The sequence below is a fragment of the [Borrelia] tanukii genome (assembly GCF_030439725.2).
GTDB classification, from domain to species: Bacteria; Spirochaetota; Spirochaetia; order Borreliales; family Borreliaceae; genus Borreliella; species Borreliella tanukii.
In genome coordinates this window covers 1-26,737 of the sequence record NZ_CP179584.1, presented here as the reverse complement: position 1 = coordinate 26,737, position 26,737 = coordinate 1, and the positions used below count along the sequence as shown (strand labels likewise).

Below are 26,737 nucleotides of genomic sequence, written 5' to 3'. Positions count from 1 at the left end.
TCTTTTTAACTTTGTTTAATATGAATTTGCAAAATGGTCTTTTTGGTAGCAAGTAGACCACCTAAAACAAAATCAATGTATGAATGAGCAATATCAGTTGAGTCTCTATCAACTTGTTCATTTGGTGTAGGTAACATATACTTACTAGGTTTAAACTTAATTAGTTCTGAATTTAGTGGATAAATCAGTATTTGATGTTTTAACAAGTTTGAAGTTTCAATGTAAACATCTTCTCTATTATTAATAGCCTTAATAGTTTGAATTAGAACATCTTCCCATTTTTCACTATTTGATGCGGGGGCTTGTCCTACCACGTATGGTTTTACCAATTTCAATGAAGTTGCGGGATCAACTATTACCATCATGGGTGTAGAAAATTCATCGCCCAATTCTAACTTAGATAGTCCCGCCTCAATTTTTTCAAATATTTTTTCCATTTTATCTTTATCGCCACTTGCAACTTCTTCTTTTACTTGATGTGGCATATTAAGAAGTCCATACATATTAGGAAGTAACCGTTTTTGATTTTTTCCATCTTTTTGAATTGAAACAGTGCCGGTTAGTACAAAGTGGTTAATAAGTTTAATAATTTCGCTGCTTGCAAGTTTATAAGCTTGATTGAAAGGAAGTAGATTATTATTAATGTCGCCAATATATGAGTCTGAAGTGTAAAATTTTTCGGACGCTTGCTTTAAGTGTCTGAATTTATACTGTAGTTTTAAGTAATTAAGTCTTACCACTTCAGAACTAAATCCAATAGTTGAGATAGTATTAACCTCATTGGCAATTGTTGTAGGGTTAGCATTTAGAAATGCGTCCCACTTTACAGTTCTTTGGTAGCCCATTTGAAGATCAACATCCTCAATTTGTTCCGGTAAAAACCATTTATACATTATAGGATCCTTAACTTCGCCTATAATATTAGCTACAGCTTTTGCATAATAATTTTCATCAAATAATTCCATATTAAATCCTCCTAAATTTTAATTTGAGCTTTTAGCTCTATTTCCAAATACCGCTACTTTAATCAAATAAACATCATTACTAATTTGTTTTGAATCAGATAATGCTATTGCATTAACAGTCGCTTTATTCCCTCCAGAAACCTTTTCTAGAGCGCCATCTTTATTGAAAACAAGTTTGTCTTTTGCTTTAGGTGTAGCATCTTTTGCTACCAAATACCCTTCAAAATTATTAGTAATTGGAATAATAGTAGCAGTTTTGCTAAATTCATCAATGTCAGCGCATATTCCATACAAGTCTTCACCACCACCAGCCTCAACATAAGGCTCATAGTGAGGTTCATTTGCTTTTGCCTCTTGAATTACTCTTTTGACTCCACGCTTGTACGGATATCCTATAAATGGATGATTTTCGAGTTTGTCAAACTTACTAGTTCGAGTACCTCCAGAAGCAAAAAATTGCACATTTTTATCTCTAAACTCTAAAGAATTAGTAAGTAAACCAGAATCCTGTTGGGGATTTTTCATTAACTTTTCTAGTTTACTTCGTTTTTCTTGATACTCTTTTACTAATTGCGTTGTATCCGCCATTCACTTGCCTCCTTTTATTTTTTAGCCTTAACCACCAGCATCAGGCACTACTGTTTTCTCATAAGCTCTATTGCCAAAAATTGTAACTTTTACCAAACTAATAAAATAATCTTGCTTACGGTTTTCATCCTTAATCTCTTCTTCTGGTTTAAAATTGATTGTAAATGAATCAGAAAGTGCGTATGCATTAATATACGTTGGTGGCCCACCACCAGCCTTGATAATCACCCCGTCATTATTAATATCTAATATTTCCCCAGCTTTTATACTTGGGTTTCTTGTAACAAGATATCCTTCAAAATTATTTGTAATTGGTAAAACGTATGCGGTGCAACTAAACTCACATACATCAACGCATATACCGTAAATATCCGTATCTGAACTAATCTCCACATATAAAGAATTCTCTTTTGGAACAAGTTTTACCCCACGCTTGTATGGAAAACTCTTTTCGGGGTCATAAAAATATTCTTCTATTTTGTCTGCATAACTTGAACATGAAAATGTATATGCATCAACTTGTTCATTTTTAGATCTAAAACAACCACTTGAACTTTCAAAAACCTTGTTCTCAATAGAACTGATTGATTTTGAATATTTTTTGAATTTCAAAAGAATGTCGTCAAGTTCTTTAACTGAGTCCAAATAGGGATCTACCCCTTGTACATCATCAGCACTTCTTGCTTGACGTCGCGCTCTAGGAACAGCAGGTTGAACTTCTTCTAAGCCCAATTGTAAATTATCATCAACATCGGGTTCTGGAACTTGTCCTTTACCTTTTACAGTCATTTACTTATCCTTTTGCTCTATTCCCAAAAACGCTAGCAAGAATAATATATAAATCCTCAGTTAATTTATGTGCTTTTGATAGCGCTATAGCATTAATAGGTTTATTATTTCCACTAACTTTTTCAAGCTCCCCATGTTCACTAAAATTCAGTTTATCCCCAATGCTTATACTGCTTTGATTCTCTTTTTTACATACTAAATACCCTTCAAAATTATTAGTAATTGGAATTACAGTGGCTATACCGGTAAACTCATCTATATCAACGCATATTCCGTATAAGTCTTCTCCACCACCAGCCTCAACTTCAAGCTCTGTTGTACCATCAGCACTAAAACTAAGCTTTACTCCGCGCTTGTATGGATAACCCTTAGCAGGATAATTTTCTATTTTGTCTTTACTACTAGTTCTAACTCCACCAGAATTGGCATAAATTAAGTTTTTATTTCTAAAATCAATAGAATTGCCAAGCAAATTTGCATCATGTTGGGGATTTTTCATTAATGCCTTAATTTCGGCAACTTTTTTATCAAACTCTTGTTTAATCTTTGTAATGTCACTCATTAAAAACTCCTTTACGCAATACTTGTTCTTTTATTTCTTTTCAAGTTTTCATAAAATTGCATTCGTCTTTGCTTGTAAGTATTACTAATAGCTTGTACAAATTCTGTAAAATTAATTGGAACAAAATTAGAATCAAGCAAACTTACTCGCTCTTCTGATTTAGCAACAATATTGCCTTTAATAGAATCAACAGAAGAAGAATTGCTGTTCGCATTTTTTCTTAACTTGATGTTGACTTTAGCTAAAGAAACTAGTTGTTCTAGTATCTCCCCATCAATATGGGTTATGTCTGCTACTTTAGAAATAGCTTTAATTTGCTCAATTGGAACAAACTTGCGAACAAGTTCTCTACGTTGCGCTTGCATAATGTCTTTTAGAGTGTATCCTTTTGCAAGTAGCACTTCTTTATTAAAATGATTGCTAAGATGTGCTTTTGCTAGCGTATCAATTTCATTTATACGATCTGCCTCTAGTAATAATTGCTTTTCAACACGCTCACGCTCTTCAACTTCTGCAAGTTCTTTTGTTATTCGCTCATTTATGCTTAAATCACGATTTATCTCTTTAGGTTTTGCATTTGCCTGTTCTTTAAGGCGCATATACTCTTCATATTCACCAGAACTTATAATCTTAGTATCAGATTTAACTTGCTGTTCTTCTTTAACTTGTACTTGCAAGTCTTCTTTTTCTTCATTTTCAATCACTTTTTAACTCCTTTTCTCAAAATGAGAATAACTTTTCTTTTAAAATAGCTAGCTCCTCGTTATTAAAGGCGCTGCTTTGTATAAGCTCGTTATATTTACTGTAAAGCTCAATTAGCTTAATATCTCTTTCTACCTTTTGATCTTCACTTAACATAATCAGTGAATTAAACCTCATATCAAGACCAAAATATTTAGTAAGTTTTAAATTACAAGAATTCTCAATTTGTTCTTGTACCCCTTTTAGAAAATCATAATAATTACTCCTATCGCCTTTACCATCATTTCCAAGTCCTTTAGCCTGCTCGTTAAAACTTCTAGTTAGAGGCTCCTTAGTATCAGCACCAATTTTTGCTTTAATTAATGCCAACGCTTCTTTTAAATAACTAAGATCGTACTTAACAACTTCTAAACTAGCGCTAGGGGTTGCGGTGTAAAACATCCCCTCATTATTAAGATTGCTTTTAAGCCTAGCAAGCTCATGTGCTAGTGAATCATTAAGACTGCGTAAATTAGAAATATCTTTATTATGATTATTTGTATTTTGTTTTCTTAAAAAAGAAGACAAAATGCTACTGCCCTTTTCATTATTGCTACTATTAGTTAGTGCGCTCAAAGAAGTTGTAGCACTAGAGAGCGCGTCTTGTAGTTGCACTAAAGATTCGTCTTTATAAAACAAAAAATTGTGGTTCTCAATGCGTTTTTCTATTTCAACGTATATTTTTTCAAACAAGTAAATATCTAACAAAAAACTTTCCGTATAACACGGAACATATCTTTTTAAGATATAATCGAAATTTTCATATATTATGAGTCGACTTTTGTGTATTTTAACTGCATCTAAAGAATTACCATTACTGTTGGCTTTTACTTTATAAGTTATATGATCAACATCAACCCCTGAATCTCTTACAGATTCATGATCAAGGTATTCAAATCCAACAGGTAGCTCTATGTTAACAGGTTCTTCAAGGTCTAGCAGTGTGTCTTTGGTTTTTACTAAAACATATCCAATGCCATGAAAACGGTAGCTTATAATACAATTTAAAAGCGCATTCTTAAGCTGCACCTTTAATCTAGAAAGTTCTGCTTCACTAACATTGCTAGTAGTGCTTTCAAGAACAAGCCCGTTCTTGAGGCAGTCTTCTGCTACATTTTCTATGTAATTTCTAAAAAATATTGAATATCTATATAGTTCTAGTGAACTTATTTTATCTACTAGTTTTGCTTTTCTTAAATTACACATTTTTTACTTCTTATTCTTAATTTTCTTAATTAAATTATGTGTATAATAGCAAAAACTAATATTTTTGTCAATAAAATTTACAAAAATTTTTGGCTGCCAAAATGAATACTTCGCTCTTTATATCCTAAAGACAACATCAAATATGCAGCGGACATTGCGTCAAGTGCATCATCATGGGTTTTGTTATCCCCTTTATAAGCGTAAATATCATTAAATACAGAAGAACTGCTGTACTTTGCAATATAAAGTTTCTTGTAAGTAAACGGTGTGATTAACGATGTTATTCTACTAAATTTATTGGACTTTGGTTTAACCGGTACAATTCTAAAATAATGGCCCATATTGTTTCTAAGAGTCATATATTCACGAGTCAATGCCCCCGCACCTTTAGTATTGTCCCTATCTTCTAAGTAAAGTGTATTTACATTGAAATTTTCTAAAACAGTCTTGACCATATTCATAATATAAGGATCATTGGCTGGTCTTTGGTCTTGAAATACAAATGCGTAATATTTATCATCAACCTCCTCCATAACACATAAAGCGGTATTATCCCCTCCAACACTAAATGCTGGATCCAAATATGCTATGGGACTGCTAAACACATAATCTTGAGTAATATTAATTTGTGTAAAAATTGAATCGGTGCTTGCTATCCATTCTCCTAGTAAAACTCTTGCCTTGTATGTTGGTATATCTTTATAGAGTTTCTCTTGAGTTTCGATAAATCCTTTACTAAGAAGTACATTATCGTAAGTTGTAAAATTATATGTCTTAAAAGTCGCTGTATTATCAATATAATCAGTTTTAAAATAGTGTTCCGGATGATCAGGATTAGTATCAAAAATAATAGTCTCTTGTCCGCATCTGAGTCTTTTTAGCACTTCTTCTAAAGTTTGTTTGTGTAAAGTAGTGGCCTCATTAACAAAAACAAGCGCTGAATTACTACCTCTAAACCTTTCAAAATCACTTGCCTTATCCCCGCCATATAAATTAATACGAAGTGAATCTATCAGTATATATGAATTATTTGTATGTCTTGGAATATAAGGAATTTTAAGAAGTTTACATATCTTTTCAAATTGCCCCAAAACATTAACTTCAACTGAACGTTGAGAATTGCCTATAATGAAATTATTAGTATCACTAGAGTATAGCTTTTTATTTGCAATTAAACTTTTAATAAACAGATAACATGCAAGATATGTTTTACCGCTAGCAATACCACCACTAAATATAATCTTCTTTTCGTTGTTCTTTTGAATGCTTTTTATCACATTCTTTTGCTTTACGGTTAAATATTCTTCTTCAAACTGATCAAAATTGATTGAAGAGTTTGTTACCTTTACAAACTGCGATATATCAACTCCAAACTGATTTTTATATTGCTTTTGAAGTGTCGTAAAAAGTTTTGTTTGATATAAGTTCACTTATGTCCTTTACTACTTTTGTAGTTGCTTTTGCTCTCAACTTCATGAGCAGCAGCAAGTCTTTTCATACATTCATAGTAAAGCTCCATTTCCCTTATTGAGCACTCCTTTATTAGATCATCAAGTTCATCTTTTAAAGAATTAATTTCTTCAGTAATACATTTTGCATTTTTTTTGTTACATTGTTTATTTAAAGATTCAATTTTAAATCTTAAATCATCTATTTTTGAAAACATACTAGCAAGTTCAATACTAGAATATTGCTTAAATGCACGTATAAATCCCAATTCTAAATTAGAGCGCTCTAAATCTAATTCGCCCTTAGCTTTTTTAGCCTTAACTTCAGATTTAAAAGTTTGTGCTACAAGGTGTTCAAAAGTATCTTCACTAATTGTTACTCTAGAATCTTCGTTAACAGAAGTTTCCCCACTTGCCCATTTTTGTCTCATTCTCCATACATTTACTCTAGAAACTCCGAGTCTAGTCGCTATTTCTCCATCATTTAATGAGCCTTCTCTAAAATATGCAACATAATCATCAAAAGATCTTTTAACTCTTTTCAAAGACATTAACCCAAAGTAACAAAATTAACAACTTGTTACTCTAAATAGTAAATCAATTTGATGAATTGTTAACATAAACTGATAACTTCTTGATATCTATTGAGGAGTATTTCATATTTATTGGCTTTTATTGATATAGCTCGCTTCTATTTCTAAACCAAAGATTATGAAAATAGCGGTTCAATAATTTATTGTATTTTTAAAAACCTTGATTTTGTAAGTTTGTAAAAATATTTCACTTCATTCATAAAATTATTACTTGTGAAAATTCCTTTGTCATAGTAGTGTATACTTATAAATAACATATCTTTAAATTCTTCAATCGCATGTGGTTGGTTTCGTTTCGAGACTTTTCGTACTATCTTATAAAAAATAAAACTAACAAAAAACAAAAAATTGATAGATTCATCATCTCCTAATTTTTCCAAACATTTTTCTAGCATTCCTTCCTTGTAGCTATAATTAATCTCAACATTTTTGGAACTTCTATATTTTTCTATTAGATATCTATCTTTTAAAACCCCTTTAATAAATTCTTTTGTGGGTGGTCCTAAAGGATCATTTATTATTTCATAAGCGATGTGTATTTCCTTTTTTGTTTCCTTATCTAAATTATCATAAAAATCTGAAACTTTATTAGCATGCATATTATCTATCATATGATTATTATAGCAAAAACACAATTATATATGCTAAAATTTTAGCAAAGGAGGAAATTACAAAAACCATTGAAAAATGTTTAATATTAAACTGTTTAGCGAAGTTAATACTTTATAAATAAAAACAAGACTAATTGTTAGTCTTGTTTTTCATATTTTATACTTGTGAAAACCATTTTCTTTATTTTTTCTCTTCTGAACTTTTAGACTCTTCTCCAAAATTTTTAAGTTCTTCTTCAATTTGCTTAAGCGCATTAGTTATTATTTCATTTGACATACCACTAGTATCAGCACCACCAGAAGAATTTACACTTAAACCGAATTCTTTAGCCTTCTGCCAAGCTTGTTGCCCAACTTTTCCTTGATTCTGACTTTGATGGCCATCAGTTACCCCAGTTACAGAATTAACTTCACCTTTAAGCTTTTCAAATTCTTTTTTAGCTTCTTCTAGGGCTTTTTTTCTATCATCTTTTTTCTTTTTTAAGCTATCTTCAAGTTCTTTTAATTCCTTTTCAAGTTCTTGCTTATTTTGTAATTTATCCTTTAATTTTTCTCTTATTTCTTTTAATGTTTTTTCAAACTCAGAATATGTTTTAAGAGAAGTTTTTTTAGCATCCGTTTTTTCTATTTGATCCTTTAAGTCCTTAATTGTTTTTTCAATCTCTGATGTATCTAATTTAGATACGTCTTTTGTCTCTAAAATATTTAACAATCCATTAAATTCTTCTTTTATCTCTTGTTCTACTTGTTTTGCACTTTCTAAATCTTGCACTGAAGTTTCTAAATCTTTACTAATTGCATCATTCTTGCAAGAAATTATTAATGCAAAAATAGAACAAATAATAAACATTTTTTTCTTCATAATTGTCCTCTCTTATACTTTAATTTCTATTTTAAATTCTTCTTAAGCTCTTCTAGTGATATTGCATATTCAGCAGTTTTATCTTCTAGATCTCTATCTTCTTCCTCTTCTTCCTCTTCTTCATCTTCTTCATCTTCTTCATCTTTAATAATTTTATCTCCTGAAAATGTAATATGTTCAGAATCATTAATTTTCTCTATCTTTGTTATTATCTCCTTATTTTTGATACCATTTGCATCACTTTGTTCATTATTATATCCATAATACAAACTGGTTTTAAACGCTCCACCTTCAGTCATTGCTTTCACAAAGTTATTAACTTCTGACTCTTCTAATGAAAAGAATGTAGATGTATGCCCTATTCCAGCATTTAAACCTATTGCAATGCCGTCTTCTTCTTTTCTTATAACTAAAGTCCCTAAGTCGCTCCAATTGCTACTATTGTCTTTATTTTTAATTTTCACAGTAAATTCCGAGAATTTTATTGTATTGCTACTTACTTGCTCACTTAAACTACCGTACTCGCTTGAACTACTTGTAAAATTTCCACAAGAAATTATCAGTGCAAAAACAACACAAATAATAAACATTCCTATCTTTTTCTTCATAAGTTACTCCTACTTCATAAATCTCAAAGATAATGCAAACCCCCAATAAATACAATTTTTTACGGTTTTAAATAATTAATTTTGTTACATTTCGAATTACATAGTAACAAAACTCAAATGTAATTTTAACCAACTCCGGAAAATCTCTCCATTGCAAATGTCAAACTCACTACAACAAATTACAAAACACATACAAATTAAATTTCGGGGTATTTGCTATATATCAGCTAAAGTATCATGTCTTTCTTAGCCGACCCTCTTAGAAACTACCACTTCTGCTCACCACAGCCACTCTAAATGCCAAATTCTTCATGCAATGAGAGACACCTAAATTTGACTAAAATTTCTAGTTTTTGATAAAATGTAAATTGCAATTTTTATCTATTTTTATTACTTTTACTTAATTTAAAAAGTAACACTTTTAAGGAGCTGATATTATGGACTTTAATAATTATCTTAATTTAAATAACGGTGGTACAGATTTTTTCCTTAAACTATTAAAAGATTATCAAAATCTAAAAGATGAAAATAAAATTCTCAAAAATACTCTAAAAAATTCATCTAAAAATAAAAAAGAACCTCTAAAACCTAGCCCTAAATTTTACTTAACTCCAAAAACTAGCAAATTAATCATAAAATGTATTAAACAATTAAAACAAATTGATCCAATATCTGGTTGGTTCGTATATTTGCTTTTAATAAGTGGATGCAGAGGCACTGAAATTCAAAAAGTAAAAATGCAAGATATTACCCAGTTATCAAGTAAAACTGGTGAAATTTTTTATAATATAAAAGTAAATGTAGCAAAAAAACGAAGTGTCACTTGTATTAGAGAAATTGTAATTAACTCTAAAGAATTTGACGCTATTCAAGCAGCGCATAAAAATCATTTCGATGAAAAAAATATTGATACAAGGCGTACTTATCTTTTCCAAAAAACTAAACATAAGTTTAAAGACAATCAAATTGATATTATCAACATTTCTAGAAAATTTAAAAATCTTCTTAAAAGATCAGGCTTTAAAGCAAATAAATCACTTCATTTATGTAGAAATTTATTTATTTCAAATTTAAAATCTAATGGTTATAATTCTTTTCAAATTAAAGAACTTATGAAGTATTACTCAACCTCCGAAATTGATAATATCTACGGACTATCTTCTGCAAACAAAATTCAAGCTTATAAATGTACAAAAAACAGCTTAAAGCTATAGTGCAACTACTTAAACTTAAAGATACGTTTTGAAGTTACCTTAAATTCTTTTCCACGAGGCTTTAAATCAAGAGAATCATATAATATCTCTTGTTCTTTCGTAGCAATAAAGTGAAATCCATTAACCCCCTTAATTTTAACCTCGCTTATTTCAAATTCATTTGCAGTTCCAAAATAACGAGAAGTTTCATATCTTGCGCTACTTCTAATTCCGTAGTAATTAAGTATCATACAAGGATCTTTAATAAAACAATTACTCCTAATATATCCAAGTCCTAAAAATCTGTAATACGATGCATTTATATCAAAAACATTAAATTCAAGTTTCTTAAATAAACTTGTGTAGTAATGCAGACATAAGAAATAGCACCCCCACTTTTGTATCTCTGTGAGTAACCCATTATTACTTTGTTTTATTTTACTAATAATCATTGATCAACCTCCAATGTTAAATATTTTTTTTAACTCTTTAGTATCCCCATTCAAAAGGGGACACTATTTGCATACGCTATATTGCTTGGTAAGAATATCTTATTACTTGTTGTTAAAAATTCAGTAAATCTATCTGATATTGCCCTTTTCTTAGGATCATAATTGAACACAAATTCTCTAAATCTGTAATTCATATGATGAATTAGTGGATATTTATCCAAAATATTATCAATTTTAATTTTGAGCAGATTTTTTATAGGTTTTTCTCTTTTTCTATTTTCATTTTGAATTTTATTTAATTCTGCTTTTAGCTTGTCAATCTCAATAAGATTCTCCTCAAGATTTATAGCAGCCTGCTCGGTTTTAATCTCAAGGTCTATACACTTAACATACTCTACAAATTCTTTTACCCAATCAAACTCAGTCCCAGATTGATAAAAATCACTCTTTACTACCAACTCCTCAATCTCTTCAACAAGATTAATAAACGTTTCATTATCATGATCACTTGCGATTAATAAATTAATCCCATGGTTTTTAGCAATTTCGTTTCTTATATTGAAAACTTCACGCTCACATTTTTGAACAAATTCTAAAACTTTTGTTATTAAAGAGTCATTTCTTTGTATCTTACAATTAACTGGTGCAGCATCTATCAAGAAGAATAAATTACAATACTCAAGTCCGGTACATGCTAGCTGTATTTGTGCCTGCACATAGTATTTGAAAAAATACTTACTACTTAAGAAATTGCCATTTTTATTGTACTCCGCTATAGCGCTACTCATATAATTAGAGTCACTACTCTTAATCTCTAAAAGTTCTTTATTACCTTCCTTATTCATAAACCAGCCATCAATTGTTGAGCCTACTAAATTTTCTGAACCATTTATTTTTTTGGAATAATTATATTTATCAACACCGTTGGCATATTTGTTTTTGTATAGTACATCAATATCATCACCATGTGCCTTAACAAATTCTCTAAATCCTAAATTTTCTAACTCTTTGCCCTTTAACATATACAAATTCTCTTCAAAAGGTATACTCATGCCAAAATATTTAAGCACTCGATTGATCATTAAGTCTTTAAGTCCAGCTCCACCAATTAGAACAGTACCCACTTCACTAGCACCGTATTTATCAAGCTTGTTTCTTTGCACGCTAAAATCAATATTTCTATTAAATTTAAAACACTCTTGACTGCTTATTCCTGGTAATTTTTTACCTATCTTGCTCAATTTACTTTTTTCTTTAACAACAATATTTGATTTTTCTTCAAACACTTCACATCCAATAAAACTTTGTTGATCAAAATTCATCATTTTAGATACTCCATTATTTTGCATATCTTGATTATTATTTGTTACTTGTGACATAATCGTCAACCTCCTTATTTAGATTAATAATAATTATATAGCAAAAACTATTTTTGCCAAGTTTTTAACAAAAATTTTTGTAAAAAAGAAGTGGGACTTAACGAAATTCTTTTATATTCTTTTATTAGAAAATCTGTTAAGTCCCAACCCAATCGGATTAATTTTGATTTTTGCAACATTTTTAGCTATATATATTATATGGCAAAAACTGTTTTTGTCAACTTTTTCTTAAAAAGGTGGGACTTGACCAAATTATCTTATTAGAAAATCGGTTAAGTCCCACTAAAATGTCAATACTAAAAAATCAAAAGAATAATTTCATGCTTAAACCCGAAATCAGCAGACATTCGGAAAAATACACATAAAATATAATCTGTAAATAGATTATATAACAAAAATTGTTTTTGTCAAGTTTTTTAAAAAAAATTTAAAGCTTAACTAATTCTCTTATTAGAAAAATCAGTTAAGCCAACACCAAAAGGCTGAAAACGTAAAAAATTCAGAAAAAATATAATTAATATAATTTATAATAAAAAAATATCAAAAACTGTTTTTATTAATTTCTTAACGAAAAATTCAGTGTGACCGCCAATTTGAAATTAAAATAAATTTAGATTTTTACAAAACAAAAACTTATTTAAGTTCTTTTGTTAAAAAGTTCAAATAAGTTTTAATTTGGAATAGATCAAAAATAAAATGTTATTTTCTAATAATGTTCATCGGTATGATGATATAATGCTTGAAAAAAACAAATTATGTATTATTTATATATTGTAAATATCTCATAAATAAAGCATTTAAAATTGGCCCAAGAATTGCTGCTGTTAATATCATAAAATGTATTAATCTGTTCCCCATATTAAGATCTTTGCGTAAATTCTTTATTTCAGTGTCAATCTTGGTATTTAAAATAGATATATCTTTTTCTAAATTCTTCTCTACAATATCTATCTTATCGTTTACACTATCTATTTTGGCATTTAAGCTCTTTTCTACATTGTCTATCTTAGTATCTAAACTATCTATTTTGGAATTAAGTTCATTTTTTACATTATCTATCTTAGTATCTAAACTATCTATCTTAGTATTTAAATTCTTCTCTACAAAATCTATTTTGGTATTTAAATTCTTTTCTACATTATCTATTTTAGTATTAAGTTCGTTTTTAACAGAATCTATCTTAACATCTAAATTAGATATATCCTTTTGTAAATTCTTTTCTACATCAATCAATTTCTCTTTTAAATATTCAAAGTTGTAATTATCATTATGAAGAAAAACAAAATCTATTGCCTCTTCACTAAAACCTATGTTTAAAAATTCATTTTTTATACTTTCTATGTTATATGTTCTGTACGCTAAATTGTTCATAAAATTTCCGTATTATCCTTTTAATTGTTTATATTCTTTCATAATTTTTTTAATCATTTCTTTTTCATTATTAAATAATTTGTCTAATAAAAATCCAGTGAATTTAGCATTACTTTTGTAAAAATCATAACTTTCTTGACTTTTAAGCTGAAATCTTAACGGCTTTATTGGATTTTTTTTTGATTTTCTAAATGTTGGACTTTCTTTATCTTGTATTAAATCAAGAGAATTGTGAATACCATTTTCTATTACATAGTCTTCTTTAATAAGTCCCTCTTGCAAAGCATTTGCTAATTTTAAATAATTATACGCTTGAGTTCTTGCTATATTATAATCTTTTACAAACGCAAAAAAACTCTTATATCCATCTAACTTATAGTATTCATTGTCTTTTATTTCTTTTAAAATTCTAATATTGTCAACTTTATGAAATATTTCTTTCCTAAAATTAGCCTTCAATCTATCCTTTAAAGAATTATAATGAGCAATTGCATCTTCATCAGTAACAACGTTTTTTTCCATATCTGGATCTATTTCTTCTGATAAAACTCTTTTGTTTAATTCTATTTTCACAAAAACCTCCTTTATTTCAAGATTGTTCAGATTGTGAACAGCCTTTTATAATATATTTTTCATACATATTAAAAAATTTTGACAATGCTTCTTTATATTCATTAATATAATCTTTAGTCATATCAAACTCATCATTGCCAGTAATTTTTTTATTTAAATCTTCTCTCTCATGAACAATCCCTAAAAATCCTCTTTTGGATCCAACATGTTTTAATAACTCTTTATGAGTATTATTTTTTTTAAATCTTGTTATAAAAATAAAAATTGGAATTTTTATTTTTAAATTCTTAATATAAAATTCTAATAAATCTAAACTTTCTACTGCCCATTTTTCTGCTGTCATTGGCACTATTATGCAATTACTGGCTATTAAAGCATTTGATAAAGTAAAATCTAAACTAGGATTAGTATCCATTATTATGTAATCGTAATTCTGTTTTAAAAAAAATAAATTATCTTTTAATCTCAATTCTTTAAGGGGTATAAATTCACTTGAAAATTTATGCAAACTTAAATAACTTGGTATTAAATCTAAATTATCTTTTATATTAACAACTGCATCATTTATATCTAATTTTTCTTTTAATACTCTATATATATTTTTACTTACAATGTTAATCTTTTTATTTGCAATTTCTTTATAAAAATAACTAGTAGTAGATGCTTGGGTATCTATATCTATTAATAATACCTTATATTTTTGGGCCAAAAGAGTTGCAAATATTATTGCGCTGGTGCTTTTACCAACACCGCCCTTAATTGATGCAATTGTTATTATTTTAGGTTTTTTATTATCCATTTCGTAAGTGGTCCTTGTTCGGGGTATTTTTTCCCATAAAATTCATATACTTGTTTTTCTAAATCTGCAAACATACTAAATAATATTTTGTTGTAATGATTATTCATTCTTTCTTTATATAATAAGCGGTATAATCCCTTAAAATAAAAGAAAACGCTGCCTGCTTTAAATCTAACTTCCATATAATATGCCCTTGCAAATCCATAAGATTTTCTAGTTCCGTTTATTTCATACTTTACAAAAGCCTTTTTAATTGGTTTTCTAAATCCGTAAAAAATTCCCAAAAATTTGTCCCCCTCTTTAATGGGGTATAAATGCGTTTCTTGAACAATTCTTTCTCCATTAAATAATGCCCTTAATGATACTCGAAATTCCATTCTTTTCTTTTTACTCTTTTTTTTATTCTCATAAACTCCAAATTTGTATAAATCCATCATTATTGATGTATGATACATTGCTTTACCATTTTCTTTCTCAATTAAAATAAATCTATCTTTATTTTTGCACTCAACTTTACATTTACCCTTTTTTATTGGCTCAGGTGCAGTTTCCATATTCAATCCTTATATAACCCTTTTGCTAAATTCTTTTGGTGTTAAAGAATTTCTTGTTATCTCTAATAAATCATTATAATACGTGTTAAATACTTTATTGTATTCTAATTTCTTTTTGCTATTTAAATAATCTTTTATAATTGGCTTTAAAACTTCAATTTCTTTCACATTTTTTAGCCGCTCAATAAGTATATTGAAAGTGTTTATCTTTAAATTTTCATAATCTTTTTGTGAATTTTCCCGATTTATTTCAATTGATTTTTCTAATTTGCGTATTATTTTGCTTAAATCGTTATATTTGTGATTTTCAATGATAAAATGGGGTTTAAATTTATAATTTTCATATATTTTTTGGAAATTTGTTTCCAGATGTTTGGGATTATACCCGTTTTTTTCTAATTTTTTTTGAGTATTGTTTAAAGTTTCTTTCAATTTGTTTTGCTTTTCTTTTAAAGAATTTTTGTTAAAATGTACATTTTTATGTTTTGTTGTTTTAATTTCAAATCTTTTTAAAGCTTTAATTATTTCAATTTTTTTATCTTTACTAATATCTAAGTTTAATAAAATTAGAAGAAATTCTTTATCTTTAAAGTTACATTTATTGTAATAGTTTATTACTTGAAAATTTTCTATTTTTTTATTTCTTTCTTCTTTTATATTATTATTTTTATTACTTAAACACTCCCCCAAATTTACACTCCCCCTTAAAGGGGATTTGTCCAAATAGTGGTTTTCAACTCTTTTTTTAAATCTTGAGTGTTTTTTTTCTTCAAAGAATTTGTTTATCTTAAAGTAACACTCTTTTTTGGGATAAATAAGTTTATAGTAAATTTCAGTCCCACAATTTACCCCCAGGTGTTTGTGGTAATTTGATGTAACTTTTATTTCTTTTTCTAATTTATAAAGATATTTTTGCAATGTTTTTAGCGTAACAGTATCTTGACCATTTTTTTTAAGATTTTTATTAAAGTAATATAGTATATTTTTTTGGGTATATTTTGGATATTTTATGTTTACGTAGGCTAGTGTTGAAATAAGAACAATTAATTTGCGTTGGTGTTTGTTGTGGCAATTTGGGATTTTTTTATTGGTTGAAACATCTTCCATGTTTTCTCCTTATTTAGATTAATAATTATTAATAATATAATGCAAAATTTTGAATTAAAAGTAAATACTTTTCTAAAAAAATATTAAATTCTAATTATTAATCTCATTAATTGAATACACTTTTTATAATTTAGTAAAAGAAAATTGATTTTCATTCTAAGTTAGACTATACTACAAATATCGTAGGGAAACTTTTTCATGTGTTTACCTACCTTATTTAGATAATTTGCAAGAAAATAATAAAAAGGGTTTAGCTTAGTTCTTTTAGTAGAGAATCTAGCTAAGCCCTAATTTTTTACAAAAATTTTTGTTAAAAAGTTGGCAAAAATAGTTTTTGCTATATAATTATTATTAATCTAAATAAGGAGGTTGACGATTATGTCACTAACAAATAATAATCAAGATATGCAAAATAATATACAAGCAGAAATAGACTTCAAAAAAGATATGCACACCCTAATTATAAATTTATCAGGGATTGATAAAAATCTTCAGGGATATGGTTATAAGTATCAGAATTATAACGAAATAGCTAAAGAAATTAAAAACGTTATTAAAAATCATAATTTAGATATTTGTTTATGGCAATATCCAACTTCTAAATATGTAGATGGTCAAAAGGAGCACGTTATTAGGACTACATTTTTCAGCAGAAGTACTAGATATGAATTTTCTTTTGATACACCAATGTTTACAGAAAATTTACAATTCAATGATAATGATGATGAAAATAGTACTAAAGTTACAAATACAGTGTATCATCGATTTGGCTCAGCTATTACTTATACCAAAAGGTACGCGTTAGCTTCATTTCTCATGGTAGAAAGTGAAATGGATACCGATGCAGACCCTAATTACAATAATTATATGCCTAATAAGCAAGTTAGTTTTAATCGAAAGCAAGAACAAAAACAAGAGAGATATTACAATCAAAGAAAAGACAATAATTCTGAACAAAAAAACAACACTATTCAAAACCAGAAAAAAGATATTAATCTAGAGCAAAGAAACGGCAGCAATCAAAATCAGATAAAACCTTGGTTTTATCGTTATGGAATTTTTAAAGAAGCGTTGTCTAACATAAAAAATTGGGTAAATGACCCCGAAATAAAAGATAATATAAACTCAATTATTCAAAAAATAAATTTTCTTCAGAATATAGACCCTAACAATATTGATGATATCAATAAAATTCAAGACGATTTAGCCGAGTATATCAAGGGTAGTGATTTTAAGAGCCCAAACTATTGGTCGGAGATTATAAAAGACTATTGCAAGAAAAATAATAGATCAAAGGATTTAAAAGATTTTGATAACTTTATGAAGTATAAGAAGACTAATTATGGCAACAGCCTGTTATTATTCTTTGTCGCGTTAAAAGAAGATAAACAATTTGATTATATATTTGCAGCATAGCAGTTACACCTACAAAGCAGAGCCCCCTATTTTGGGGGCTCTGCTTTGTAGGTGTGACATTTTAGGTCACAAATAAGTTTGTTTTTGTAATTATAGATCCTATATTTAGAAATATTGTTGTTTTTAAGGATCAAAACATGGATTGTAGCAGAATTATAATCATAAAAATCCCGGAAAAAATATTATCTTGTTCTGCTAAGGAATTGACCAAATTGAATAATAACAAGCTATTATCATAAAATTCTTTAGTTTTAGGCCTTAATTGCTTGTAAATGGTAAAATAGACTACCACACGTATAATATCTTGGAAATCTTTTTCATTTTTTATTTTAGGAAGGTTTAGTGTTTTGTATAAGGTGTTTAAGTATGTTTTAGTTTTTTCCTTGCCAAGATCATTAAAGAATTTAATGATAAAGTCTTCATTGTATTCAATTTTCATAAAATCAGTATTTACATTTTTAAAAAATTCATTGGCTTCAAAATCTAAATTTGGATTTTTTAAAGTATCTTTAACAAATTTAAAAGCAGATTGTTCTTCTTTTGTTAAATTGTTTAAAAAGTTAGCATAAAGATTAATATTTGCAAAAATTAGAATACTAAATAGTAAATGTTTCATTATTGTCTCCAAATAAGTAATGTTGAATTAACTAATTATTACTACTAAATATTGGATAAACAATTATTAGTGAATTTCTGTTTTTAATAGGATTCTTTGAAAATGATAAATTATATATTTCGAGGACTATTTGTAATTTCTATTTAAAAAATTTAGTAATTAGCGCTATGACAACAGTCGTTATTATAGATATAGCAATAGGGACTACTACTATTGCGGCAATAGTTATTATTCTGTTGCTCACCTTAAGTTTTTCTGATAATAACTGATTGTTAATTTCCATTTTTTCCGATAATAATTTATTGTTAATTTCCATTTTTTCCGATAATAATTTATTGTTAATTTCCATCTTTTCTAATAATAATTGAGTATTAATTTGCATATCTTTTTTAAGATCTTGTGCCAAATTAGACATATCTTGTTTTAAATTCTTTTCTACATTATCTATCTTGGTATTGAGCTCATTTTTAACAGTATCAATTTTAAAATCAAGATTATCAAACTTTAAACCAAATTGTTTTTCTAAATTTTCTAAATCTCTATAGGTAAGTTCATTATGATAATATCTTTTAGATAAATCTTGTGCTATTAGTTGTTCCATCCCTAGTCTAATAAACTCATTATATATTTGTTCTTCACTTACACTTGCATTGTTTGTTAGCGCTGGTTTCATAATAATTTCCCTTTACAGCCATATTATACACTATTTTAATTAGCTTTAAATATTTTTATATATGAATTATAAGTTCTTGCAAGAACACTCTTTTTGTAATTTACATTTTTAACTTCGAATACTGATTATAGACTTTTTTTGCTATGGGTTTTGTTGTTTTGATGTACTCTAAAAGTAGTTTGATATTATATTTTATCGAAGTTATTGAGTGTTCGTCTTTTAGTGTTGATAAATCCGGATAAGTATATTCTGGATAATTTGGGTCATTAACTTTAGATTTTGTTTTAGATAAAAATGTTACTAGGTACATAGCATAATCTGATAGTTGTGCCTCATATTTAGCTAAAGATTCTAGTGTTTGAATAATTGGCGGTTTTGGTTCTCCAGGTAGGCTAGCAATAGTAGTGCAGCATAGTAGCAAAATAATCAAAAGGGGGTTTACTAGCTTAAGCATTTTCACTCCTTTTAAGAATGTTGATATATTCCCGCATAATCTTATTGCGTTTTGCTTTTAATGAGGAGATAATTTTCTTATTTTTACTACTAGAAATAGCCTCTATTATCTCAATATTGCATTTTAATATGTCTTGTATTTCTGCAAATATTCTCATTGATTCGGCTGTTTCCATAGATTTTAGTGTTTCAATATATGTTTTGTAGAAAAAATCTATTACCCTACTAAAAGTATTAATATAGTTTTCATCTATGTTTGTAGTATTTTTAGCTATATTAGTTAAGTTAGATAGTAAATTAAGTCCTAAACCAACAGTGTCATTTTGCATTATTTATCCCCTCTTGGTAGATAGGTTTTCCTTCCTTATTGAATTTTAGATCATTAGATATTTTTAGATTTTTTTCATCAGAATTAACTAGATCAATACACCTGTTGATTTTCTCATTAATTGGAGCTAGTGTTTTAGCTATTGTTGGAGTTAATGCATTCTCAAGTCTTTCCATATTTGATTTATAGATTAATTTGTAATGAGAATACAGCTCATAAACTAAAAAAAATCCTTTATGAGCAATCTCATCAAATTCATCTTCAAATTTAGAAAATATTTCAATAAGGTTTGATATGGACGTAAGTCCAAGCTCAATATTATCTTTAGATAATTTCATAAATTAATCCCGTTTTTTAATATGATTGTTGCCATTTCCATTGCCATTGCCATTTCTAAAAATCTTGCCTATTACTATAGATAATATGTCTTTTAGTAAAGGTTTTAGAAGAATTAGCACTCCTAGAACTAGTACAGTGACAAAAATCATTACGGCTATAAGTTTAATTTCGTTTAAATTAATAAGAAGTTCAGTTATTTTAATATCCATTTTTAATCCTTCATTTTAATTTTTTTTGATATATACATTATATACCAAAACTGTAATTTTTGCTAAAATAGTTTACAGTTTGCAATAAACTGGGATTGGATTTCCTGATCTGAGGGATCTTTTTTGGACATACCATCCTTTGTACATAGGGACCCTAATAGATATTGAAGAGGAGCCCTCATGCAGATAAACCAGATTTTTTTCACTTTCATCGTAATACTTTAGGTATAATGATTTACTCCCATTGCTAGGGTGTTTTATGTCAATATCAATATCAAGGTAATGGGGAACATCGTCAAGACTTTTATTGCAAACAAGAGTTACATCGCCGTAATCGTCCATATTAATAGTTTTTAAACTACCCTTGTATTCATACGGATAAAACGTGGTACCTAAAGTTTTTTGTCTGTAAGGATGATAACCAAATGGTAAGCCAGTTATTTGTTCAGGAACAGGTGTTTTTTGAATAGTGTTTGTTGAATGAGACATTATTAAAAGTTTATCATGATAATGTAGGGTAGCTGATGGCATGCCACTTTCAAGGTATGACTTGATTTTATAATAAAGGCTTACAATATTAGTAGAGTCATTGTTAATTAGTTTATTCGTTATTTTAGCGTAAATTTTTTTTACAAACTCCTCATCAGCTGCAAGTTCTTCAGCGATTGTAGACTTAATTATCTCTTTAAAATAGTCAAGTCCTTCACCTTTAAATGTTTTGTCTTTAGCGGTTTTTAAAAAATCTTTAAAAGTAATAGCGTTGCAACTTGCAACTCCATCATCAAGCAGTAAAAGATCATCATTGTTAACAACACCTACCTTATTTAAATCTTTTATTTGAACAGTTTCTTGTTCATCAATTAGTAATTTTTCTTGATCATCAGCCATTAAGCCCCTTAATTATTAAAAGTGATAATATTTTCACCATCTTTATTATTAATTTTAAGAACTCTACCAATAGGAATAATCCTTTTTATGAAAGCATAAATTGAATGATCATATCCTTTAGGAAGAGAGTTGAATACTAAAGCCTTTTTAGATGCAGCATATCCATCTTTTTTTTCTCTAATTAATATCTTTCTAAGCGGGTTTCCTTTTGCAGTGCTAGGGGAAATAAATGTAATAAAATTTGTTTTTATTGTCCCTTTTAGTGAGATATCAATAACACCGGCTTCTGGTGTATTAACTGTAATATCTACATTTAAAAACGCCTTGAAAATCAGTCTAAACGATTCATCAGTGCCAATATGGCGTAAAGCAAAAATAACGCTGTTGATGTTGGTTGTAATACTTTGTAAAGTTTGAGTTTTTGCATAGAAAATTGATAAGACTTGAGATAGCCATATGGCAATATATCTTGATTTTACATTTTCTTTTGCACTAATGGATATAAAGTTAGAATTCATGAATTTAAGTTCATTAAGCAGTGTTTGTGCGTATTCCAATTCTGTACGTATAAATTTGTGAACTTCAGTGTTTTGTAAAAAATTAGGTATTTTCATAATTTTCAAGTATCAATGCCAATAAGTAGTCGTTCAGTTGTATTGAAAATCAGCATTGTATCATCAGTAATGGTAATATCTTGATTTGTTTGAAAATCGCTATCACTGATTTTTGAAATACTTTCAGTGTCTGTATCTTTAACACAAGCTTTTATTTCCATAAACTTAATCCCTTTTACTTCATTAACGGGCGCAAAAAAGTCTTGATACTCAAAGCTAATTCCCATATCAGAATAGTTATTTGAAATAATCCTAGAGTATATGTTTCTAATTTGAGAGTCTATGTTTAAGTAGAGATAGTTTTTAAGGTCAAGTTTATATTTTACTTTCATATAAACATATTTTCTTTTTCCAAGTGATATTTTATAAGATTTTCGTTGTCCAGTTGGGTTGAGTCCATCAATTTCTATATCACCCTCAAGTAAAGTGCCACTAGGAGTTGTAAGATACAATGTTTCCCAAAGTTTTGCTTTAAATTCTGAATTATTAATAGTAGTTTTACCAGCGTCTAGTAAATCTTCTTTCAAAATTAGGTATATATTAGCTTTACCAGCGGAACTTTTAATGTTTGCGTACTCTACCCCATAAAGATTAAGTAAAGCAGCTCTAACTGCACTGTAAGTTGCGCTTTTAGAAGAAATGTGTTCTTCAATTGCAGACCAATAGCTACCACCGGGTTTCATTTTAGAAAAAAAGAGATTAAGTTCATTAATTACTTCTTCTTCAATCAATGCTAAAGAAGATGCAATCATGTTGTAAATCGAGCTATTACTATCATCAATGTTAATCCCATAATTTATCCGTAAGTATTCTCTTTTTGCCCGTACTATATCCTTAATTGTACGCTTTAGAATGCCAAAATCAGAATCAAAAACAATGCTCATAAATTAAACTCCATATTCAAAATATCTCCGGAGAATAAAAAGGATATATGTGCCTTGCGATCTTTTACAGCAGTCGAAATATTTATTATATCTAAGTTAAGTTCTTTAGATATTTCATGAAAATAGTTTTTTACAGCTTGAAGATTGTTAATTTTTAATAGTTTCAAAAGCAAGAAGTAGTCTAGTCCCCAATTAGGAGCATAGCTTAGACTTCCCTTTAATGTTTTTAAGAATAAAAACAGTTTTTGTTTTTGCTCGTCAATTCCATCAACAATTGATACATCGTTATTAAATACCAATTTAAAATCATTACTAATTCTTAAATCCATACTAATAATTATACCATATTTAGCAAAAATTACTTAAACAAACTGTTGATATTAGCAGAAATTCTAGAGGTCACCGCTTGTAATGCTGGATAGTTAATAGTTGTTTTTTCGTCTCCTATGATAGTTATACCGTTGATAGCGCTAATAATACTATCTAGAATTTCTTTTAAGCTAGTTGTTTGGTTAGCTATTTCAATTCTACTATTTGCTTTTATCTTAACAGTATCAGAAATTAAATTTAAAGTTTTTGGACTAATTGCGCTAAGTATGTAAAAATGATGTTTGTCAAAATGAATATCATCATTTTTATCAAAAATGTTAATGCTTGATTGAAGTAGTATAACAGTATCACCTTTTGATAATTCAAAACTGATATTAGAAATATTTTTTGTTTGAATTTCTAAGTCTTCAAATTCTGGTATTATAACTACAGCCTCTTGTGTTTGCTGTTTAAACTCCTTTACAGTACCAATTCGAGTTATGAAAATATTTGAATAAATCCAATTTTTTACGTCTTCTTGTGTTAATGTATTTCCATAAATGCGCTTGTTCATTTTGTAAATTATATGCTCTAAGTCCATTTTACCCCCCTTATTATCTCATTGGTGCAAAATTAGAGGCGTCATATAGCTTAAGTGTTAATGAACATTCTCCTGTATTGCTAAGTCCCGCGCTTGTCTCTAATATGGTGTTTTTTATAATGTTTCCTAGTCCGTCTATAAATGAAACTTTATCACCAACTCTTAGTTTATGTGTATAAAATATTTTAGCGTTCCAATATATACGCCTTGTCTTAAATTCAGGTTCAATATCAACTTCTTGTTGTGGTATAAATTCAAGTCCATAATCTTCTAATGCCTCATAGTGAATATCTTCACTCTCTTGATTGTAATTAGTAAATATAAAGTTGCATTCAATTTCGTAATCATGATAGCCAGCATCAGTTATTACGTTATGAACGTATTTTCCTTTTATTATTTTTTCAATAAACTCTTTTGGTGTTGAGGCATAAATATTTTTGTCGATTACTTTAAGTTTATCTTTATCATTCATGTTAATGATATTGCGATTAGGAAATACAGACTCTATCGCATCTTGCACCGTCATGCCCTTAAAGTTTTTACCCACTTTCCCCTCTTTGTCCTTCAATTTGCGATTGAAGAAGTTGCTATTAGTTAATAATTTAACTTCAAGCTCGACACTAAAATCTCCACCAGGATAATCAGTGCTCATGGGGTGCTCTAAAGTGCCTGCCATTATGAAATCAAATTTTTTTCATAAGCAAATTTCTTATAATATATTTTTACAATATCTCCGAATTTAATGTGGTCTGTAAAGTCTAGTGGCAAGTTCCACAGAACAATTTTGCTTGTTTGGAACTTACAGTATTTAAGTCTTCTGATAATCTATTAAATATGGAAATATCAACATGAATTCCGCCTTGTGTATTGATTATAATTTTAGGAATTTTTTCGGAAAAGGAGTTCCATCAGTTGATTTTTTGATTCATCTACATCATAAAACTCAATTTTAAAATCATAACTTAGTAACACTGTTTTAAAATCGTGATTTACTAACATATATTATCCTTTATATTTTTCTAATGTAAACGTTTTCACTACTTCCATTGATAGACTAACTTCAACTTCATCAATGAAGGGAGTGTCCTTAAACGAAAGATTTGTAATTATAGCTAATTCTTTAAATCCAAAAGTTGGACTGTAGATAGTAAAAGGAACTTGAGCTTGTAGTCTGTTGGCTAGTTGTTCTTTTACAAGGTGGGCGTCAAAACGGAGTAAAGAATTGCCAAAAACAGTCTTTTTGAGTGGTGAAAGCATTTCTTTGTATAGAGAAGTCAGTACTCCACCGTTTAATGAAATATGTTCTCCAGTCATTACGGGGTTGTAGCTTACGTATGTCGCTTTTCTATCATAATAGTTGATAGTCGGGCGTTTAGAGTAACTAGTGTTGTAAGACCGCGAGATTAGCTGGGTTTTTGGTTTTATAAAAAACAATTGTGGCACATACCCAAAACCTTTTAAATCTAGTCTCGGGAATAGCATTAAAAGTTGTCTGCTCCAAAAAGAGCAGATATTTGGGTTGTTATATCTCTTATTAATTGAGTATTCTCCGGAGATGACTTTTCCTTTTCTTTTTATTTTCGCCATTGTCAATATTTTTATTTATAATGTCCATAAAATTACCTTTTATCAAATAACACTAAAAATCCTCAATAATAGCCCAATTTTTTAGTAGTTTTTGTAACCCTACCGGTAAGAGACTTACAAAACCTCGCCACGCAGCGCTAAATCCAGCAGCAATTGCAGAACCTATAGAACTAAGAGCACTTGTAACCATTTTGGTTAAAACACCAGTAATGCCCCCTGTACTATACGTTTCATCAAGTCTTCGACCCAGGCAATTATTTCTGAAGCACCATCAAGCACCGGTTTCATAGCTCCAGCAGTCACATCCATAAGAGATTGCTCAAGCCTGGTTAACTTGATATCAATTTCTTCTTTCTCGTCAGCAGGTTTTGTAAGTCCGTAACTTGCGTAATCATCTTTTATTTCTTTTAATTTCTTAAATCTAAAGTTATAATCTTTGCCCCGAGCGTCTCTTTCATAGTTATCTTTTGCTTGTACCGTATATTTTTCGCCTTTTATTGTGCCCTCCATTGTTTTATAAAGGTTTCCATATCCTCTAATATGCGCGTCAACAAGTGCTGCAGCCTCTTGCATGCTAGCTTGACCGCTAGATACAAGATCGGCCATCATTTCCCCCGTAAGTTTTAATCTCTCTGGAGTCAACTGGTTCATGCTTGTTAGAGTCCCCTTAATAAGAGAAAATTGCCGCAGAAACTCTTCTTTTTCTAAGCTGCGCTCAAATCCTTTTCTAGTATTAAGGATTCCCCCGGTAATATTCCCTTCCTTATCTTTAGTTCCCATAAATAATGCCCGTTGTTTTTCTGTATAAAATGCGCTATTGAGGTGTTGCGCTTTTCTAGCTTTAGAAACCTCTTCAACTGATTTTTTAATCCAACCAAACGCAAAACCAAAAATCCCACCTGCTGCTTTACTAACAGCGTTGCCAATAACAGTTCCTAGAGCGCTACCTATAGCAATTTTGGCAACAAGTCCTTTCCCTTGAGAAGCCGCTAGCAGTTTACTTTTTGCTTTTGATTCTTTTGCAAGTTCTTTATACTCAAGGCGTCTTTTATCTCTATCCGACATTAAAGATCTTTTGAAAGCTTCTTTTCGAGCTTTTTCAAAACCCATGCCTTGTTTCATAAGCTTTTTAGTTTGTGTTAGCCTATATTTCTCAACACGCTCTCTTAAGCTTTCAAATTTAGTTTGTTTGCTTAGTTCTTTTTTCTTATCAGACAAATTATTTTTACAATATCTTTAGTACTACCCAAACTAGATTTTTTAGGTTTAAGATATTTTTCCATTTTGGTAATATCTTGTTCGATAGCCTTTTTTGTTGCTGCATGATCAAGAACGCCCTTAAATTTAATGGTGAATTTGTCGCTCATTAATCCCTCATTTACTCAAAATTAACTCATACAATTCTTTTTCTAATTTAAG

Annotated in this window: 32 protein-coding genes and 3 pseudogenes; 2 read left to right on the top strand and 33 right to left on the bottom strand. The window is 28.8% G+C overall.

Features of this window, described 5'->3' with window-relative positions; translation table 11 throughout:
- Window positions 1-5 precede the first annotated feature (5 nt).
- The 11 genes from QIA27_RS05760 to QIA27_RS05710 form a co-directional block, all read right to left on the bottom strand.
- Window positions 6-965: a hypothetical protein gene (locus QIA27_RS05760; RefSeq protein WP_418885618.1), complete on the bottom strand. Its 960-nt coding sequence runs from the start codon at window positions 963-965 to the stop codon at window positions 6-8.
- Window positions 966-983: 18 nt separating this feature from the next.
- Entirely contained in the window at window positions 984-1,553 is a 570-nt protein-coding gene (locus tag QIA27_RS05755; RefSeq protein WP_418885617.1) for a DUF228 domain-containing protein, read from the bottom strand.
- A 27-nt stretch (window positions 1,554-1,580) separates the two neighbouring features.
- Window positions 1,581-2,342 (bottom strand): DUF228 domain-containing protein, encoded by a 762-nt coding sequence (locus QIA27_RS05750; protein WP_418906348.1) that lies wholly within the window; start codon window positions 2,340-2,342, stop codon window positions 1,581-1,583.
- A 4-nt stretch (window positions 2,343-2,346) separates the two neighbouring features.
- Complete coding sequence (locus QIA27_RS05745) at window positions 2,347-2,904, bottom strand: DUF228 domain-containing protein (RefSeq protein WP_418885652.1); 558 nt, start codon at window positions 2,902-2,904, stop codon at window positions 2,347-2,349.
- A gap of 11 nt (window positions 2,905-2,915) precedes the next feature.
- Window positions 2,916-3,608, bottom strand: a complete 693-nt coding sequence (locus tag QIA27_RS05740) for a DUF1357 family protein (RefSeq protein WP_418885751.1) — start codon at window positions 3,606-3,608, stop codon at window positions 2,916-2,918.
- Between the two features lie 16 nt (window positions 3,609-3,624).
- On the bottom strand, window positions 3,625-4,851 hold the full coding sequence (locus tag QIA27_RS05735) for a phage portal protein (RefSeq protein WP_418885650.1): 1,227 nt from the start codon (window positions 4,849-4,851) through the stop codon (window positions 3,625-3,627).
- 77 nt (window positions 4,852-4,928) lie between these two features.
- Entirely contained in the window at window positions 4,929-6,281 is a 1,353-nt protein-coding gene (locus tag QIA27_RS05730; RefSeq protein WP_418906347.1) for a PBSX family phage terminase large subunit, read from the bottom strand.
- On the bottom strand, window positions 6,278-6,844 hold the full coding sequence (locus tag QIA27_RS05725; protein ID WP_418906346.1) for a DUF603 domain-containing protein: 567 nt from the start codon (window positions 6,842-6,844) through the stop codon (window positions 6,278-6,280). Before QIA27_RS05725 ends, QIA27_RS05730 begins: the two co-directional genes overlap by 4 nt.
- A 188-nt stretch (window positions 6,845-7,032) precedes the next feature.
- Window positions 7,033-7,503: a DUF643 domain-containing protein gene (locus QIA27_RS05720; RefSeq protein WP_418885691.1), complete on the bottom strand. Its 471-nt coding sequence runs from the start codon at window positions 7,501-7,503 to the stop codon at window positions 7,033-7,035.
- A 181-nt stretch (window positions 7,504-7,684) separates the two neighbouring features.
- Complete coding sequence (locus QIA27_RS05715) at window positions 7,685-8,365, bottom strand: ErpL protein (RefSeq protein WP_418906345.1); 681 nt, start codon at window positions 8,363-8,365, stop codon at window positions 7,685-7,687.
- A gap of 26 nt (window positions 8,366-8,391) precedes the next feature.
- Complete coding sequence (locus QIA27_RS05710) at window positions 8,392-8,973, bottom strand: Erp family outer-surface lipoprotein (protein WP_418906344.1); 582 nt, start codon at window positions 8,971-8,973, stop codon at window positions 8,392-8,394.
- Between the two features lie 437 nt (window positions 8,974-9,410).
- Between QIA27_RS05710 and QIA27_RS05705 the strand changes: the two genes are divergently transcribed.
- Window positions 9,411-10,187 carry a site-specific integrase gene (locus QIA27_RS05705; RefSeq protein ID WP_418906343.1) on the top strand — a complete coding sequence of 259 codons (777 nt, stop codon included), beginning with the start codon at window positions 9,411-9,413 and terminating at the stop codon, window positions 10,185-10,187.
- 5 nt (window positions 10,188-10,192) lie between these two features.
- Here the strand turns inward: QIA27_RS05705 and QIA27_RS05700 are convergent, their stop codons facing one another.
- The 7 genes from QIA27_RS05700 to QIA27_RS05670 all read right to left on the bottom strand — a co-directional run bounded on the left by QIA27_RS05700 (window position 10,193) and on the right by QIA27_RS05670 (window position 16,401).
- A complete protein-coding gene (locus QIA27_RS05700; protein ID WP_418885746.1) occupies window positions 10,193-10,618 on the bottom strand; it encodes a DUF261 domain-containing protein in 426 nt (141 codons plus the stop codon).
- Between the two features lie 50 nt (window positions 10,619-10,668).
- Entirely contained in the window at window positions 10,669-11,997 is a 1,329-nt protein-coding gene (locus tag QIA27_RS05695) for a DUF244 domain-containing protein (RefSeq protein ID WP_418906342.1), read from the bottom strand.
- 753 nt (window positions 11,998-12,750) lie between these two features.
- A complete protein-coding gene (gene bdr, locus QIA27_RS05690) occupies window positions 12,751-13,368 on the bottom strand; it encodes a Bdr family repetitive protein (RefSeq protein ID WP_418906341.1) in 618 nt (205 codons plus the stop codon).
- 12 nt (window positions 13,369-13,380) lie between these two features.
- Entirely contained in the window at window positions 13,381-13,941 is a 561-nt protein-coding gene (locus QIA27_RS05685; protein ID WP_418906340.1) for a chromosome replication/partitioning protein, read from the bottom strand.
- A gap of 16 nt (window positions 13,942-13,957) precedes the next feature.
- Complete coding sequence (locus QIA27_RS05680; RefSeq protein ID WP_418906339.1) at window positions 13,958-14,740, bottom strand: ParA family protein; 783 nt, start codon at window positions 14,738-14,740, stop codon at window positions 13,958-13,960.
- Window positions 14,716-15,294, bottom strand: a complete 579-nt coding sequence (locus QIA27_RS05675) for a DUF226 domain-containing protein (RefSeq protein WP_418906338.1) — start codon at window positions 15,292-15,294, stop codon at window positions 14,716-14,718. The genes QIA27_RS05680 and QIA27_RS05675 overlap by 25 nt, the downstream gene beginning before the upstream one ends.
- A 9-nt stretch (window positions 15,295-15,303) precedes the next feature.
- The gene (locus QIA27_RS05670) at window positions 15,304-16,401 is read right to left on the bottom strand and encodes a plasmid maintenance protein (protein ID WP_418906337.1); all 1,098 of its coding nucleotides are present in this window, start codon (window positions 16,399-16,401) and stop codon (window positions 15,304-15,306) included.
- Window positions 16,402-16,779: 378 nt separating this feature from the next.
- Between QIA27_RS05670 and QIA27_RS05665 the strand changes: the two genes are divergently transcribed.
- The gene (locus tag QIA27_RS05665) at window positions 16,780-17,817 is read left to right on the top strand and encodes an ERF family protein (RefSeq protein WP_418906336.1); all 1,038 of its coding nucleotides are present in this window, start codon (window positions 16,780-16,782) and stop codon (window positions 17,815-17,817) included.
- Between the two features lie 130 nt (window positions 17,818-17,947).
- On the opposite strand, the gene QIA27_RS05660 is transcribed toward QIA27_RS05665, so the two are convergent.
- From QIA27_RS05660 to QIA27_RS05590, 15 genes and pseudogenes are all read right to left on the bottom strand, one after another.
- A complete protein-coding gene (locus QIA27_RS05660; RefSeq protein ID WP_418906335.1) occupies window positions 17,948-18,433 on the bottom strand; it encodes a hypothetical protein in 486 nt (161 codons plus the stop codon).
- Window positions 18,434-18,572: 139 nt separating this feature from the next.
- Window positions 18,573-19,106 (bottom strand): Bdr family repetitive protein, encoded by a 534-nt coding sequence (gene bdr, locus QIA27_RS05655; protein ID WP_418906334.1) that lies wholly within the window; start codon window positions 19,104-19,106, stop codon window positions 18,573-18,575.
- A gap of 100 nt (window positions 19,107-19,206) precedes the next feature.
- Complete coding sequence (locus QIA27_RS05650) at window positions 19,207-19,560, bottom strand: BBA14 family lipoprotein (protein ID WP_418906333.1); 354 nt, start codon at window positions 19,558-19,560, stop codon at window positions 19,207-19,209.
- Window positions 19,553-19,888 carry a BlyB family putative holin accessory protein gene (locus tag QIA27_RS05645; RefSeq protein WP_418885638.1) on the bottom strand — a complete coding sequence of 112 codons (336 nt, stop codon included), beginning with the start codon at window positions 19,886-19,888 and terminating at the stop codon, window positions 19,553-19,555. Before QIA27_RS05645 ends, QIA27_RS05650 begins: the two co-directional genes overlap by 8 nt.
- Complete coding sequence (locus QIA27_RS05640) at window positions 19,878-20,225, bottom strand: BlyB family putative holin accessory protein (RefSeq protein WP_418906332.1); 348 nt, start codon at window positions 20,223-20,225, stop codon at window positions 19,878-19,880. The genes QIA27_RS05645 and QIA27_RS05640 overlap by 11 nt, the downstream gene beginning before the upstream one ends.
- A gap of 3 nt (window positions 20,226-20,228) precedes the next feature.
- On the bottom strand, window positions 20,229-20,435 hold the full coding sequence (locus QIA27_RS05635; RefSeq protein WP_418906331.1) for a BlyA family holin: 207 nt from the start codon (window positions 20,433-20,435) through the stop codon (window positions 20,229-20,231).
- Between the two features lie 72 nt (window positions 20,436-20,507).
- Window positions 20,508-21,323, bottom strand: a complete 816-nt coding sequence (locus tag QIA27_RS05630) for a DUF685 domain-containing protein (RefSeq protein WP_418906330.1) — start codon at window positions 21,321-21,323, stop codon at window positions 20,508-20,510.
- Window positions 21,324-21,331: 8 nt separating this feature from the next.
- Window positions 21,332-21,937: a DUF735 family protein gene (locus QIA27_RS05625; protein WP_418906329.1), complete on the bottom strand. Its 606-nt coding sequence runs from the start codon at window positions 21,935-21,937 to the stop codon at window positions 21,332-21,334.
- Between the two features lie 5 nt (window positions 21,938-21,942).
- Window positions 21,943-22,821 (bottom strand): DUF276 domain-containing protein, encoded by an 879-nt coding sequence (locus QIA27_RS05620; RefSeq protein WP_418906328.1) that lies wholly within the window; start codon window positions 22,819-22,821, stop codon window positions 21,943-21,945.
- Entirely contained in the window at window positions 22,818-23,150 is a 333-nt protein-coding gene (locus QIA27_RS05615; protein ID WP_418906327.1) for a contractile injection system sheath initiator, read from the bottom strand. Before QIA27_RS05615 ends, QIA27_RS05620 begins: the two co-directional genes overlap by 4 nt.
- 29 nt (window positions 23,151-23,179) lie before the next feature.
- Complete coding sequence (locus tag QIA27_RS05610; RefSeq protein ID WP_418906326.1) at window positions 23,180-23,731, bottom strand: DUF777 family protein; 552 nt, start codon at window positions 23,729-23,731, stop codon at window positions 23,180-23,182.
- A 13-nt stretch (window positions 23,732-23,744) separates the two neighbouring features.
- Window positions 23,745-24,573 (bottom strand): annotated as a pseudogene (locus QIA27_RS05605) (DUF693 family protein).
- Window positions 24,574-24,733: 160 nt separating this feature from the next.
- Window positions 24,734-25,346 (bottom strand): annotated as a pseudogene (locus QIA27_RS05600) (DUF792 family protein).
- A 24-nt stretch (window positions 25,347-25,370) separates the two neighbouring features.
- Window positions 25,371-25,508 carry a hypothetical protein gene (locus QIA27_RS05595; protein ID WP_418906325.1) on the bottom strand — a complete coding sequence of 46 codons (138 nt, stop codon included), beginning with the start codon at window positions 25,506-25,508 and terminating at the stop codon, window positions 25,371-25,373.
- An 83-nt stretch (window positions 25,509-25,591) separates the two neighbouring features.
- Window positions 25,592-26,685 (bottom strand): annotated as a pseudogene (locus QIA27_RS05590) (DUF759 family protein); the annotation flags it as partial.
- Window positions 26,686-26,737: the final 52 nt, after the last annotated feature.

Coding starts and splice junctions, on each gene's coding strand:
- QIA27_RS05760 (WP_418885618.1), bottom strand. CDS start 965: ATGGAATTATTTGATGAAAATTATTATGCAAAAGCTGTAGCTAATATT.
- QIA27_RS05755 (WP_418885617.1), bottom strand. CDS start 1,553: ATGGCGGATACAACGCAATTAGTAAAAGAGTATCAAGAAAAACGAAGT.
- QIA27_RS05750 (WP_418906348.1), bottom strand. CDS start 2,342: ATGACTGTAAAAGGTAAAGGACAAGTTCCAGAACCCGATGTTGATGAT.
- QIA27_RS05745 (WP_418885652.1), bottom strand. CDS start 2,904: ATGAGTGACATTACAAAGATTAAACAAGAGTTTGATAAAAAAGTTGCC.
- QIA27_RS05735 (WP_418885650.1), bottom strand. CDS start 4,851: ATGTGTAATTTAAGAAAAGCAAAACTAGTAGATAAAATAAGTTCACTA.
- QIA27_RS05720 (WP_418885691.1), bottom strand. CDS start 7,503: ATGATAGATAATATGCATGCTAATAAAGTTTCAGATTTTTATGATAAT.
- QIA27_RS05715 (WP_418906345.1), bottom strand. CDS start 8,365: ATGAAGAAAAAAATGTTTATTATTTGTTCTATTTTTGCATTAATAATT.
- QIA27_RS05710 (WP_418906344.1), bottom strand. CDS start 8,973: ATGAAGAAAAAGATAGGAATGTTTATTATTTGTGTTGTTTTTGCACTG.
- QIA27_RS05705 (WP_418906343.1), top strand. CDS start 9,411: ATGGACTTTAATAATTATCTTAATTTAAATAACGGTGGTACAGATTTT.
- QIA27_RS05700 (WP_418885746.1), bottom strand. CDS start 10,618: ATGATTATTAGTAAAATAAAACAAAGTAATAATGGGTTACTCACAGAG.
- QIA27_RS05695 (WP_418906342.1), bottom strand. CDS start 11,997: ATGTCACAAGTAACAAATAATAATCAAGATATGCAAAATAATGGAGTA.
- bdr (WP_418906341.1), bottom strand. CDS start 13,368: ATGAACAATTTAGCGTACAGAACATATAACATAGAAAGTATAAAAAAT.
- QIA27_RS05680 (WP_418906339.1), bottom strand. CDS start 14,740: ATGGATAATAAAAAACCTAAAATAATAACAATTGCATCAATTAAGGGC.
- QIA27_RS05675 (WP_418906338.1), bottom strand. CDS start 15,294: ATGGAAACTGCACCTGAGCCAATAAAAAAGGGTAAATGTAAAGTTGAG.
- QIA27_RS05670 (WP_418906337.1), bottom strand. CDS start 16,401: ATGGAAGATGTTTCAACCAATAAAAAAATCCCAAATTGCCACAACAAA.
- QIA27_RS05665 (WP_418906336.1), top strand. CDS start 16,780: ATGTCACTAACAAATAATAATCAAGATATGCAAAATAATATACAAGCA.
- QIA27_RS05660 (WP_418906335.1), bottom strand. CDS start 18,433: ATGAAACATTTACTATTTAGTATTCTAATTTTTGCAAATATTAATCTT.
- bdr (WP_418906334.1), bottom strand. CDS start 19,106: ATGAAACCAGCGCTAACAAACAATGCAAGTGTAAGTGAAGAACAAATA.
- QIA27_RS05650 (WP_418906333.1), bottom strand. CDS start 19,560: ATGCTTAAGCTAGTAAACCCCCTTTTGATTATTTTGCTACTATGCTGC.
- QIA27_RS05645 (WP_418885638.1), bottom strand. CDS start 19,888: ATGCAAAATGACACTGTTGGTTTAGGACTTAATTTACTATCTAACTTA.
- QIA27_RS05640 (WP_418906332.1), bottom strand. CDS start 20,225: ATGAAATTATCTAAAGATAATATTGAGCTTGGACTTACGTCCATATCA.
- QIA27_RS05635 (WP_418906331.1), bottom strand. CDS start 20,435: ATGGATATTAAAATAACTGAACTTCTTATTAATTTAAACGAAATTAAA.
- QIA27_RS05630 (WP_418906330.1), bottom strand. CDS start 21,323: ATGGCTGATGATCAAGAAAAATTACTAATTGATGAACAAGAAACTGTT.
- QIA27_RS05625 (WP_418906329.1), bottom strand. CDS start 21,937: ATGAAAATACCTAATTTTTTACAAAACACTGAAGTTCACAAATTTATA.
- QIA27_RS05620 (WP_418906328.1), bottom strand. CDS start 22,821: ATGAGCATTGTTTTTGATTCTGATTTTGGCATTCTAAAGCGTACAATT.
- QIA27_RS05615 (WP_418906327.1), bottom strand. CDS start 23,150: ATGGATTTAAGAATTAGTAATGATTTTAAATTGGTATTTAATAACGAT.
- QIA27_RS05610 (WP_418906326.1), bottom strand. CDS start 23,731: ATGGACTTAGAGCATATAATTTACAAAATGAACAAGCGCATTTATGGA.
- QIA27_RS05595 (WP_418906325.1), bottom strand. CDS start 25,508: ATGGTTACAAGTGCTCTTAGTTCTATAGGTTCTGCAATTGCTGCTGGA.